Source organism: Agrococcus citreus, assembly GCF_039527715.1.
Taxonomy (GTDB): domain Bacteria; phylum Actinomycetota; class Actinomycetes; order Actinomycetales; family Microbacteriaceae; genus Agrococcus; species Agrococcus citreus.
Map to the genome: position 1 here is coordinate 167,933 of NZ_BAAAKK010000006.1, position 11,768 is coordinate 179,700.

General features: G+C 71.0%; 12 protein-coding genes and 1 tRNA gene. 6 read left to right on the forward strand and 7 right to left on the reverse strand.

Annotated elements, in window-relative coordinates; genetic code table 11:
* Positions 1 to 87: 87 nt before the first annotated feature.
* The 3 genes from ABD106_RS13935 to ABD106_RS13945 are packed head-to-tail and all read right to left on the reverse strand — an operon-like array spanning position 88 to position 4,183.
* Positions 88 to 1,311, reverse strand: a complete 1,224-nt coding sequence (locus ABD106_RS13935; RefSeq protein WP_343921410.1) for a type II secretion system F family protein — start codon at positions 1,309 to 1,311, stop codon at positions 88 to 90.
* Entirely contained in the window at positions 1,308 to 2,570 is a 1,263-nt protein-coding gene (locus tag ABD106_RS13940) for a type IV pilus twitching motility protein PilT (protein WP_343921412.1), read from the reverse strand. Before ABD106_RS13940 ends, ABD106_RS13935 begins: the two co-directional genes overlap by 4 nt.
* On the reverse strand, positions 2,567 to 4,183 hold the full coding sequence (locus ABD106_RS13945) for a GspE/PulE family protein (RefSeq protein ID WP_343921414.1): 1,617 nt from the start codon (positions 4,181 to 4,183) through the stop codon (positions 2,567 to 2,569). The genes ABD106_RS13940 and ABD106_RS13945 overlap by 4 nt, the downstream gene beginning before the upstream one ends.
* A gap of 488 nt (positions 4,184 to 4,671) precedes the next feature.
* Here ABD106_RS13945 and ABD106_RS13950 point away from each other — a divergent pair, with 488 nt between their 5' ends.
* From ABD106_RS13950 to ABD106_RS13975, 6 genes are all read left to right on the forward strand, one after another.
* Positions 4,672 to 5,298, forward strand: coding sequence for an acyl-CoA-like ligand-binding transcription factor (locus ABD106_RS13950; RefSeq protein WP_343921416.1), 627 nt, complete (start codon positions 4,672 to 4,674; stop codon positions 5,296 to 5,298).
* Positions 5,299 to 5,371: 73 nt separating this feature from the next.
* A tRNA-Arg gene (locus ABD106_RS13955) sits at positions 5,372 to 5,447 on the forward strand.
* A 197-nt stretch (positions 5,448 to 5,644) separates the two neighbouring features.
* Positions 5,645 to 6,922 (forward strand): Na+/H+ antiporter NhaA, encoded by a 1,278-nt coding sequence (nhaA, locus tag ABD106_RS13960; RefSeq protein ID WP_343921418.1) that lies wholly within the window; start codon positions 5,645 to 5,647, stop codon positions 6,920 to 6,922.
* 161 nt (positions 6,923 to 7,083) lie between these two features.
* Entirely contained in the window at positions 7,084 to 7,680 is a 597-nt protein-coding gene (locus ABD106_RS13965) for a TetR/AcrR family transcriptional regulator (RefSeq protein WP_343921420.1), read from the forward strand.
* 176 nt (positions 7,681 to 7,856) lie between these two features.
* Positions 7,857 to 8,108, forward strand: a complete 252-nt coding sequence (locus tag ABD106_RS13970; protein ID WP_343921617.1) for a metal-sensitive transcriptional regulator — start codon at positions 7,857 to 7,859, stop codon at positions 8,106 to 8,108.
* A gap of 38 nt (positions 8,109 to 8,146) precedes the next feature.
* Positions 8,147 to 8,479 carry a heavy-metal-associated domain-containing protein gene (locus ABD106_RS13975; RefSeq protein WP_343921422.1) on the forward strand — a complete coding sequence of 111 codons (333 nt, stop codon included), beginning with the start codon at positions 8,147 to 8,149 and terminating at the stop codon, positions 8,477 to 8,479.
* 91 nt (positions 8,480 to 8,570) lie between these two features.
* Here ABD106_RS13975 and ABD106_RS13980 read toward each other — a convergent pair whose 3' ends face one another.
* From ABD106_RS13980 to ABD106_RS13995, 4 genes are all read right to left on the reverse strand, one after another.
* On the reverse strand, positions 8,571 to 8,981 hold the full coding sequence (locus ABD106_RS13980; protein ID WP_343921424.1) for a VOC family protein: 411 nt from the start codon (positions 8,979 to 8,981) through the stop codon (positions 8,571 to 8,573).
* A gap of 10 nt (positions 8,982 to 8,991) precedes the next feature.
* Positions 8,992 to 9,432 (reverse strand): helix-turn-helix transcriptional regulator, encoded by a 441-nt coding sequence (locus tag ABD106_RS13985; RefSeq protein ID WP_343921426.1) that lies wholly within the window; start codon positions 9,430 to 9,432, stop codon positions 8,992 to 8,994.
* A 24-nt stretch (positions 9,433 to 9,456) separates the two neighbouring features.
* Entirely contained in the window at positions 9,457 to 10,089 is a 633-nt protein-coding gene (locus tag ABD106_RS13990; RefSeq protein ID WP_343921428.1) for an arsenate-mycothiol transferase ArsC, read from the reverse strand.
* Positions 10,090 to 10,175: 86 nt separating this feature from the next.
* The gene (locus ABD106_RS13995) at positions 10,176 to 11,609 is read right to left on the reverse strand and encodes a helix-turn-helix domain-containing protein (protein WP_343921430.1); all 1,434 of its coding nucleotides are present in this window, start codon (positions 11,607 to 11,609) and stop codon (positions 10,176 to 10,178) included.
* Positions 11,610 to 11,768 lie beyond the last annotated feature (159 nt).

Genomic DNA, 11,768 nt, shown 5'->3' on the forward strand with positions numbered 1-11,768 from the left:
CTATCTGTGTTGGGTGGGTAGGGATGGTGGATGGGTCAATGAAGCTGTGGGGCATCCGCGCAGAGAGGCGCGCAGCGGCGGCGGCCATCAGATCTGCTCGAAGATGGTGAAGACGGGCATGTAGAGGGCGATGATCATGGCGCCGATGAGCGCGCCGACACCGGCGATGAGGATCGGCTCGATGATCGACGTCATCTGCGCAGTGGTGGCCTCGACCTCGGCGTCGTAGGAGTCGGCGATGCTGGCGAGCATCGTCTCCATCGAGCCGGCGTCCTCGCCGACCGAGATCATCTGCACGACCATGGGCGGGAAGACGGGCTCCTGCGCGAGCTGCTCGGCGACCGGGCGGCCCTCGCGCACGGCATCGGCGATCCGGGCGCTCGCGCCCTGGATGACGCTGTTGCCCGAGACCTCGCCGACGACGTGGAGCGCGAGCACGATCGGCACGCCGGCGCCGAGCAGCGCCGCGAAGTTGCGGGTGAAGCGGGCGAGCGCGATCTTCACGATGAGCGGGCCGAAGACCGGCAGCTTCAGCAGCAGCGGGTCGAGGAAGCCGCGCACCTCGGGCGTGTGCTTGTTCTTGCCCCACCAGACGGAGAAGATGATCGCGCTGACGATGAGGAGCGGACCGAGCCATGCCATGTTCCCCGAGATCGAGACGAGGATCTGGGTCGGCAGCGGCAGCTCGCCGCCGAGGTCGGAGAACATCTTCTGGAAGATCGGGACGATGAACCAGACCATGCCGACGACGGCGAGCAGCGCCATGCCCACGACCACGACCGGGTAGGCCATCGCCGACTGCACGGTGCCGCGCAGCTTCACTTCCTTCTCGAACGCATCCGCGACCGCGTCGAGCGCGCTGTCGAGGAATCCGCCGGTCTCGCCGGCGCCGATGAGGTGGATCATGAGCGGCGGGAAGACGGTGTCGTGCCGGCCGAACGAGCTCGACAGCGAGCCGCCGGTCTCGATCTCGAGCCGCACCTCGTCGAGCACGGTGCGGAGCGTCTTGTTCTCGGTCTGCTCGGCGAGGATGCGCAGCGTGCGCAGGATCGAGAGACCGGCCCCGATCATGGTCGACATCTGCCGACTCATGACCGCGAGGTCCTTGAGCTTGACGCCCTTGTTGAACGGCAGCTCGATCTCGCGCTGCAGCCCCGTGCCGGTGTTGCTCTCGTCGACGCTCACCGGTGACAGGCCGAGCTCGCGCATCCGAGAGACGACCGCGGCCTGGCTCGCGGCGTCGAGCTTGCCCTTGACGACCTTGCCGGTCGTGTCGCGGCCGCGGTATGCCCACGTCTTCGTGCTGCTCATGCTCGCTGCCCCTTCGAGAAGGTGTCGCCGAAGTCGACGCCGGCATCGAGCTTGGGAGCGCCGCTCGCGGCGAGCATGCCGCGGAACTCGTCGACGTTCTGCGCCTTGTCGCGCGCATCGTCCTCGCGCACGAGCGCGCGGTTGACGAGCTCGGCGAGGTGCTGGTCCATCGTGCGCATGCCCTGCGAGGCGCCCGACTGCAGGGCGCTCGCGATCTGGTGCGTCTGGCCCTCTCGGATGAGGTTCGAGATCGCCGACGTCGCCACGAGCACCTCGCTCGCCGCCACTCGCCCGCGACCACTGGCTCGCGGCACGAGCGTCTGGCACACAACGCCCTGGAGCGTCGCGGCGAGCTGCGCCCGCACCTGGCTCTGCTGGTGCGGCGGGTAGACGTCGATGATGCGGTCGATGGTCTGGGCCGCGCTCTGCGTGTGCAGGGTCGCGAACACGAGGTGGCCGGTCTCGGCGGCGGTGAGGGCGACCGAGATCGTCTCGAGGTCGCGCATCTCGCCGACGAGGATGATGTCGGGGTCCTGGCGCAGCACGTGCTTGAGCGCCTTCGAGAAGCTGTGCGTGTCGTGCCCGACCTCGCGCTGGTTGATGACCGCCTTCTTGCGGGGGTGGATGAACTCGATCGGGTCCTCGACCGTGACGATGTGCTCGGCACGCGTGCGGTTGATGAGGTCGATGAGCGCCGCGAGCGTCGTCGACTTGCCCGAGCCGGTCGGTCCCGTCACGAGCACGAGGCCGCGCGGCAGGGTCGCGAACCGGGTGATGGCCGGCGGCAGCTCGAGCTCTTCGATCGTGCGGATGCGCGTGGGGATGAGGCGGAACGCCGCGCCGCGCGCGGAGCGCTGCTGGTAGATGTTCACGCGGAACCGCGCGGCGTCGGAGAGCTCGAAGGCGAAGTCGAGCTCGAGCTCGAGCTCGAACGTCTCGCGCTGCTCGGCCGTGATGATCGCGTCGAGCGCCGCGGTGACGCGCGCCGACGACCAGATGCCGAACTCCTCGAGCGGGATGAGCTTGCCGTCGAGCCGCATCGTCGGCGGCGTCTCCGCCGTGACGTGCAGGTCGGAGGCGCCGACGCGCACGACCCACTCGAGCGCGAGCAGCAGATCGCTGCTGGCGCCTGTGGGCATCGGCTCGTCGTGGACGGCCGTGTCGGGCTCGACGGATGCCTGGGCGCGCTGCCGCAGCGCGGCCCGCGTCATGGTGCCGGCCGACTCGCCGAGCATCTCGGCCATCGTCGCGCCGCTCATACGATCACCCGCAGGATCTCGTCGACGGACGTGAGCCCGGCGCTCGCCTTGAGCCACGCATCCTGGCGCAGCGTGCGCATGCCCTGCGAGGCCGCGACGCGCGCGATCTCGGACGTCGACTCGCGAGCGACGGTGAGCCGCTCGATCTCCTCGGTGACGCTCATCACCTCGTGGATGGCGAGTCGGCCGCGGTAGCCCGTGCCGCTGCAGTGCGTGCAGCCGACCGCGCGCTGCACGCCCGCTGCCATGCCGGGCTCGAACCCGAGCACCGCGAACTGCTGCGGGTCGCGGGTGTCGGGCTGCTTGCAGCGGTCGCAGAGGCGACGGGCGAGGCGCTGGGCGACGACGCAGTCGAGCGCGGAGCCGACGAGGAAGGGCTCGATGCCCATCTCGGTCAGTCGCGTGATGGCGCTCGGGGCGTCGTTGGTGTGGAGGGTCGAGAGCACGAGGTGTCCCGTGAGCGACGCCTCGATGGCGATCTGCGCGGTCTCGTGGTCGCGGATCTCACCGATGAGCACGACGTCGGGGTCGGAGCGCAGGATCGAGCGCAGCGCGGCGGCGAACGTGAGGCCCGCCTTCGGGTGCACCTGCACCTGGTTGACGCCGGGCATCCGGTACTCGACCGGGTCCTCGACGGTGATGACGTTCACCTCGGCGCGCGAGACGGCGTGGAGCGTCGTGTAGAGCGTCGTCGACTTGCCGGATCCGGTGGGTCCGGTGACGAGGATCATGCCGTACGGCTTGCGGTACGACGCCTCGTAGCGCGCCGCGTTGTGCGGCAGCAGGCCCAGGTCGGCGAGGTCGAGCTTCGTGCTGCCCGAGTCGAGGATGCGCATGACGATCTTCTCGCCCCACACGGTCGGCAGCGTCGCGACGCGGAGGTCGATCTTGCGGTCGGCGTGGCGGATCGACATGCGGCCGTCCTGCGGGCGGCGGCGCTCGGCGATGTCGATGTCGCTCATGATCTTGAGCCGCGAGATGATGCCCTGCTGCATGTTCTTGGGCGCGCTCTGCATCTCGTGCAGCACGCCGTCGACGCGGAACCGCACGCGCACCGCGTGCTCGCCGGGCTCGATGTGGATGTCGCTCGCGCGGTCCTGCACCGCCTGCGTGACGAGCAGGTTGACGAAGCGCACGATCGGGGCGTCCTCGTCGGCCCCGTCGGTGTCGCCGAACATCGCCGCCTCCTCGGCTCGCTGCTCCTCCTGCAGCGTCGAGGTGATGTCGTGCAGCTCGCTGTCGGCACGCAGGTACCGGTCGATCGCCGCGAGCAGGTCGGCGCGCTCGGCGACGACCGGCTGCACGGGCATGCCGGCCGCCTGCCGCACGTCGTCGATCGCGAGCACGTCGGCCGGGTCGGCCATCGCGACCACGAGCCGGCCCTCCTCGACGGCGATCGGCAGGAGGCAGTGCCGCCGCGCGGTCGTGCTCGGCACGCGAGCGAGCGCCGCCTGGTCGATCGAGGTCTCGCTCAGCACCACGAACGAGACACCCGCCTGGATGGCGCGAGCCCATGCCGCCTGCGAGCCGGTGATCGTGCCCTCGGCGATGAGCGTCTCGACGGCGGCCTCATCGCCGATGCCGGCAGCGACCAGCTCGTCCCGACGAGCCATGGGGAGGTCCCCCTGGCGCATCAGGAGGTAGGTCAGCGAAGCCATCGTGAGCGGCGTTCGCTAGCGCATCGAGCGGTCGGCGGCAGGCGCAGCGACCGCACCGTGGGGTGCGTGCATGGAGGGGGGTCCTTCGGTGACAGGGCCCGGGGCTGGGGGTCCGGGGCTGTAGCGGGTGCCGGCTCCGATGAGCTGACGACGTGGATCGTTGCACGGCAATTGCGCGACCCGCAACGTTGCGATGTCTTAAGATTCGCTCAGCACGGATGTTGCACTCTCAGCATTTATATTGCAAACGTTGTTCTACTTGACCGTGCTCGGGCCCTGCCCGGACACTTGTCGCGCGGCAGCTTCCGCTCGTCGCACGAACAGGACGCGCTCGCGTCCCTCGAGACCGGACGCAGCCATGACACCCATCCGTCGCGACCGCCAGGCCGCCGGCTCCGCGCGCCCAGGGCTCGCACTGCCGACGCACGTACAGTGGCCAGCACATGACTGATGCATCACCGACCCCGACCGAGCGCGGCCTGCGTGAGCGCAAGAAGATCCTGACGCGGCAGACGATCGCGACGGCGGCCTTCGAGCTCGCCGAGGCGAATGGCCTCGAGGACGTCACGATCAGCCAGATCGCCGACCGGGCCTTCGTCTCTCCGCGCACGGTCTCGAACTACTTCCACTCGAAGGAGGCGGCGATCGTCGCCGCTGACGACAACGAGCCGGTCACGATGCTCATGGGCTTCGACGAGCGCCCCACCGACGAGGCGCCGCTGCTGTCGCTGCGCACCGTGCTCGCCGAGACCGTGCGCGGATGGTCGAAGGAGCAGCTCGAGCGCCTGCGTGCGAAGGAGCAGCTGGTCGACCGCTCCCCCAGCCTGCTGCCGCACCGGATGGCGCAGTACGACGAGCTCGAGGACGCGATCCGCATCGCCGTGGCGCAGCGCACCGGCGCCGATCCCGAGACGGATGCGTTCTCCCGCATGATGGCGGGCGCCGCCTCTGCTGCTGTCAAGACGGCGATCCGCGTCTGGGTGAATACCGAGGCCGATCCTGAGGATCTATCCGCTCTTGTGGAGCGGGCGTTCGACGATCTCGAGTCGGGGCTGAGCCCCGAGCACTGACGCCGGCGGCGGCCCGCGGTCGGCGACCACCGCCGCCCGATGATAGATTGGGCGACGCTGCCTCGGCAGCCCGGCCCCCATAGCTCAGGGGATAGAGCGTCTGCCTCCGGAGCAGAAGGCCGTAGGTTCGAATCCTACTGGGGGCACCACCACTCTCCTCGAGGGCGCGATCGCGCCTTCCGCGCCGGCATCCTCGCCGCGACGCCGAAGCGCCTCTGCACTGCGACTCTTCGCCGCTGCATCCAGATGGTCGGGCAGCGCCCCCGTACGATGGACGCGGTGAGCCGGGAAGCCTGGTCGGCATGCCGTTGAGCGAACCGGCTCGGCGGATGCTGTGAGGAGACCCATGGAGCCCACCCGCACGCCGACCGGCGCCCGCCGAGCGAAGCTCGCGCAGACCCTGCGACTCGAGACCACGAGCGGCGCGCTGCTCATCATCGCCGCCGCGCTCGCCCTCATCTGGGCGAATTCCCCCTGGCGCGAGTCGTACGCCTCGCTCATGGAGACGAGGATCGGCCCGGCGGCCCTCCACCTCGACCTCTCGGTCGCGGCTTGGGCGGCCGACGGCCTGCTCGCCGTGTTCTTCTTCGTCGTGGGCGTCGAGCTCAAGCACGAGATCGTCGCCGGCAGCCTGCGCAACCCGCGCCAGGCCGCCGTTCCCGTGCTCGCCGCCGTCGGCGGCATGGTGCTGCCGGCGCTCGTCTACGTCGGCATCGTGCTCGCCGCCGGAGATCCGGCGGCGCTGACCGGCTGGGCGATCCCCGCCGCGACCGACATCGCGTTCGCGCTCGCGGTCCTCGCGATCTTCGGCCGCGGCCTGCCGATCGGGCTCCGCACCTTCCTGCTCACGCTCGCCGTCGTCGACGACCTGCTCGCGATCGTCGTGATCGCGCTGTTCTACACCGCGGGCGTGCAGGTGCTCGCGCTCATCGGCTCGCTCGCGGCGGTCGCCGCCTTCGCGCTCGTCGTGCGCTCGCGCTGGGCGCGCTGGTGGCTGCTCATCCCGATCGCGCTCGTCGCATGGTGGCTCATGCACGAGGCGGGCGTGCACGCGACGATCGCCGGCGTGCTCCTCGGTGCCGCCGTGCCCGCGAAGGCGCTGCGCGGCGAGCGCGAGCCGCGCACGCACCAGCTCGAGGCCGCGGTGCGACCCTGCTCGACGGCCATCGCGCTGCCGGTCTTCGCGTTCTGCTCCGCCGGGGTCTCGATCGCCGGCGGCGGCGGATTCGCGGAGCTCGCCGCGCAGCCCGTGCTGCTGGCCGTGGGTGCCGGACTCGTCGTCGGCAAGCTGCTCGGCGTGCTGGGCGTCACCGCGCTCGTCACCCGCTTCACGGCACTGCGACTGCCCGACGGCATCAGCATCCGCGACCTCCTGCCCGTCGCGCTCCTGACCGGCATCGGCTTCACCGTCTCGCTGCTCATCACCGAGCTGTCGTTCGACGACCCGGGCCGCACCGACGCCGCGAAGCTCGCGGTGCTCGTCGGCTCCGGGCTCGCCGCGCTGCTTGCAGCTCCGCTGCTGCGCTGGGACGCGAAGCGTGCCCGAGCCGCGGACGAGAACGCGGATGGCGTGCCCGACGCTCCGCAGGCGCGCATCGGTGACGAGACACGCCCGTCCGCCTGACCGTCTCATGCGACGAAGTGCGTACTATAACAGCGTTGCCAGGTCCAGCGCCCCCGAGGGACCGATCCATAGGCGGCGGAACGAGCGCGCACAGCGCGCGACACGCAGAAGCACACGAGGTTGACCGATAACGGCGTCCTCGACCCCGTACGCTGTCGAGCATGGGACGACCACGCCTGCATGACGAGCACCTGCGACTCCGCCTCCTCGAAGCCGCGACGGAGCTGATGGCGACCGAGGGGCCGGACTTCTCGCTGCGCCCGCTCGTGGCCTCGATCGGCACGTCGACGTCGGCCGTCTACTCGCTCTTCGGCTCGCGGGGCGAGCTCCTCGAGGCGATCACGCTCCGTGCCGCTCGCTCGCTCGTCGACGCGCAGCACGAGTCGCACGTCGACGACGATCCGGTGCAGCGCATCCTCGCCCTCGCCCACGCGTGGCGGCAGTGGGCCACCGACAATGCATCGATGTTCCAGGTGGTGTTCGGCCGCGGCGAGTCGACGCCCGCCGTCGACGAGGCCCGCGACAGCACGACCGAGCCGCTCATGCACGCCGTCACGTCCGCCGTCGAGCAGGGCGTGCTGCACGGCGATCCCGAGACGTCGACGCGCACGATCTTCGCGGCCGTGCACGGCTTCATCAACCTCGAGCTGCTCGGCCTCTACCCCGCAGACGAGGCCGACGAGCTCTTCGATGCCCTGCTCGCCGCCATCTGGCGCAGCTGGGCGACGCCCGAGCACGTCGACGCCGTCGCCGCCTGACCATTGCCTCGCATACCCCACCGGGGTATGATCGAAGCATCATGAGCATCACCACCGAGCCTGGCACCATCGAGCACGGCACTGTCGAGCAGGGCGCCGTCGAGCAGGGCGCCGTCGAGCACGGCGCTGCCGAGCAGGGCGTCGTCCAGCACGGCTACACCGCCGACAAGGACGCGCTGCTGAAGCGCCTCCGTCGCGCCGAGGGCCAGGTGCGCGGCGTCGCCCGCATGGTCGACGAGGACGCGTACTGCATCGACATCCTCACGCAGGTCTCCGCCGCCACGAAGGCGCTCGAGACCGTCGCGCTGCAGCTGCTCGAGGATCACCTCGCGCACTGCGTCGCCGAGGCGGCCGAGGCCGGCGGTCCCGTCGCCCAGGCGAAGCTCGCCGAGGCGAGTGCCGCGATCGCGCGCCTCGTCCGCTCCTGACCATCCGACTTCTCCCGTCCGCGACCGAAAGGCATCCCATGCTGCAGAACATCGAGATCATGTCCACCCCCGCCGAGGCCGACGCGCAGGCGCAGGCTGGCGGCTGCTGCGGCGGCGGCGCGTGCGGCGTGCCCTCCGGCGCAGCTGTCTCGTCGAGCACGCAGTCGTTCGAGGTCGACGGCATGACGTGCGGCCACTGCGTCTCGTCGGTCACCGAGGAGCTCTCGGGGCTCGCCGGCGTCGAGGGCGTCGACGTGCAGCTCGTCGCCGGCGGTCGCTCGACCGTGACCGTCGCCGCCGACGCGCCGCTGCGCCTCGACGACGTGCGCGCCGCGGTCTCGGAGGCCGGCTACACGCTCGTCGAGGCCTGAGCCGAGCCGCACCGCCTGAAGCTCCAGAGCGCCGGTCCCCCGCGGGGCCGGCGCTCTGCTCGTCCTCGGCAGCGCGAGCGCAGCCGAGGCATCAGCCTGCGGACTGCTCGATGCGCACGAGGTTGCCGGCCGGATCGCGCAGCGCGATGTCGCGCACGCCCCAGAACTGGTCCGTCGGCTCCTGCACGATCTCGACGCCCGGCGCGGTCGTCGCTCGCTCGAAGACGCCGTCGAGGTCGCCGGCGCGCAGGTTGACGCTGCCGAGCTCGCCCTTCGCGAGCAGCGCCGCGACCGCCTCGCCGTCCTGCTCCGACCGGCCGGCGCGCGGATGCGACAGCACGATCTGGATGTCGGGCTGCGACTCGGGCGACAGCGTCACCCAGCGGAACCCCTCGTTCTCGACCTCGCTCGTCACGGTCATGCCGAGGACGTCGCGATAGAACCCGACCGCGGCATCCGCGTCGTCGACCATGACGTGCACTGCGCTGATGGAGATGCTCATGCGCACGACCCTAGGCGGGCACGGCGCGGCGCGCTTCTCGGAACCTGCTCGATGGATCGCCCTTGCGGGGCCTCGTCAGCACCATGGCGAGACAGCCCGGCATGCCGTCCAGTGCCTCGTGGTCGCGCGCGCGGTAGGCGCTCGGCGTCTCGCCCATGAGCTTCGTGAAGCTCGCCGAGAACGAGCCGAGGCTCGTGCACCCGACCTGCATGCACGCATCCGTCACGCTCACCTCGCCGCCCCGGAGCAGCGCCGCGGCGCGCTCGATGCGACGCGTCATGAGGTAGGCGTAGGGCGTCTCGCCGTAGGTGTCGCGGAAGCGGCGGCTGAAGTGCGCGGTCGACATGAGCGCGGTGCGGGCGAGCGCCGCGACGTCGAGCGGCCGCGCGAACTCGCGATCCATGCGGTCGCGAGCGCGACGCAGGCGGCGCAGCTCGTCGAGGTCGACCATCCATTCATCATCGCCGATGCGCGGTCACTCCGGCAGTGCCGCCAGGAACTCGGTCACCCGGCGCCGCACGCGGTCGCGGATGCGTCGCACCTCGTCGGTGCTGAGGCCGGCTGGGTCGTCGAAGTCCCAGACCTCGACGCGCTGTCCCGGGACGAGGTCGAAGGGATGCTCGATGAGCATCGTCACGATGACGTCGGCCGCGCGGACGAGGTCGTCGGTGATGGGCTTGGGGAAGCTGTCGGTGAGCGGCACGCCGTCCTCCTCCATCACGTCGCTCACGGTGCGGAGCACGTCGACCGCCGGGTTGAGCGCCGCCGAGAGCGCCTCGACCCTGCCGTCGCCGAGCGCGTCGAGGTAGGCGGCGGCCATCTGCGAGATGCCGTCGTTGCGGATCGACTCGACGAGCACGCGCAGCGGCTCCCCCGGCGCGCGTGGGCCGGTGCGCTCGAGCGCGCGCAGCCGGTCGGCGGCGAACCGCAGCGCGAGCGGCGGCAGGTGGTCGCGCTGCCGCGCGCCGCGGGCGAGCGTCGCGTGCGATTCGAACACGATGCGCTCGACGAGCCGGGGATCGAGGTCGGGATACTGGCCTGCGAGGTGCTGGGCGCCGCGCCGGAGCGTCGCGTCGGGAGAGTCCAGTCCGCGCTCGGTCTCGGTCATGTCGGCTCCTTCGGTCGACGTGGCCCTCTGAGGCTACGTGCAGGCTGTGCGCCTGCCAAGAGTCGAGGCCGTGTCTCGGGCGCGGGTCAGATCGCCGGCGCGTGCCGCTCGAGGAAGGCGTAGAGCTCGGCGTCGTCGACGCCGGGGTAGGTGCCCGACGGCAGCGGCGCGAGCGTGTGCTGATGCATGCGCGCCGACGCCCACGACTTGCGCCGCCATCGGTCGACGAGCCCGTCGTCGGGCCGGGCGCAGCAGCGGTCGTCGGGACACCGGGAGACCTCGCGGAACGCCGTCTGCGAGCCGCGGAAGTACTTCGCGTCGTCGAATCGCACGCCGAACGAGATGGAGAACTCGCCCTCCGCGCCGGCGCCCGTCTGCGTCGAGCACCAGAAGGTGCCGTTCGGCGTGTCGGTGTACTGGTAGAACTCGGTCGTGCGCGACGTGCGCTCGAAGGCGCTGCGGGCTGCGAACTTGCGGCACACGAGCTGGCCCTCGGCGTGGCCGGAGGCATCGACCGGGATGGGGATCCCGTCGTTCTCGTAGACCCGCGAGAGCGCGCCGTCCTCCCCCACCCGCAGGAAGTGCACGCGGAGGTCGAGGTGCGTCGTCGCGAGGTTCGTGAACCGCATGGCGGCGGTCTCGTGCGTGACGCCGAACGCGTCGCGGAAGTCCTCGACCGCGAGGTTCCGCTCCTTCTTGGCCTTGCGCAGGTAGTCGACCGCCCGTGAGCGCGGCATGAGCGTCGCCGCCGCGAAGTAGTTGATCTCGAGGCGCTGCTGCAGGAACTCGCTGTAGTCCTGCGGCTCGTGGTGCCCGAGCAAGCGGTGGGCCAGCGCCTGCAGCGCCATCGAGCGGAGGCCGTGGCCGCCGGGGATCGACGCGGGCGGCAGGTAGATGCGGCCGTTCTCGAGATCGGTCACCGAGCGGGTGGAGTGCGGCAGGTCGGTGACGTAGACGAGCTCGAAGCCGAGCCGCGCCGCCATCTCGCTCACGGTGCGGTGCGTGAGGCTGCCGCCCTCGTAGCCCACGGCACGGAGCTGCTCCTCGGCGAGGTCCTCGATCTCGGGCAGCGCGTTCGCCTGCTCGCGCATGCGGTGGCGCAGCGCCGTCGCGTCGCGGCGCGCCTGCTCGGGGGTAGCGATCGCCTCGCGCGCACGGCGATCGAGCTCGCGGTGCATGCCGACGAGCGCGGCGAGCAGGTCGTCGTTCATCGAGCGGGTGGGCCGCACGACCGGCAGGCCGAGGCGCCGGTAGCTCGCCCCCTCCTGCAGCCGCTGCAGGTCGAGCTCCATGCGCGAGCGCTCGCTCGGCGGCTCGGGCTCGAGCAGCTGCGCGGTCGTGACGCCGAGCACCTCGGCGATCGCCTGCAGGTGGCTCAGCTTCGGCTCGCGGTGACCGTTCTCGATCAGCGAGAGCTGGCTGCCCGCGAGGCCGATGCGCTCCCCCAGCGCGTCGAGCGTCAGCTCGGCCGCGCTTCGGTAGTGCCGGATGCGGTGCCCCAGGATTGCTGCGTCGACCATGCGACCAGTGTACGAAACTTCTGCGGATCCTTCCGGCATGCGTCGGTTCGGTTCGGGGCGCGGCCGGATGGGTGACTTCCGCGCCGTCGTGAGCACCGCATCCGGGTACGGAACCACGCCGGAATGCGGCGTCACGCGGGGCTTCCCGAGTCGCAGGTT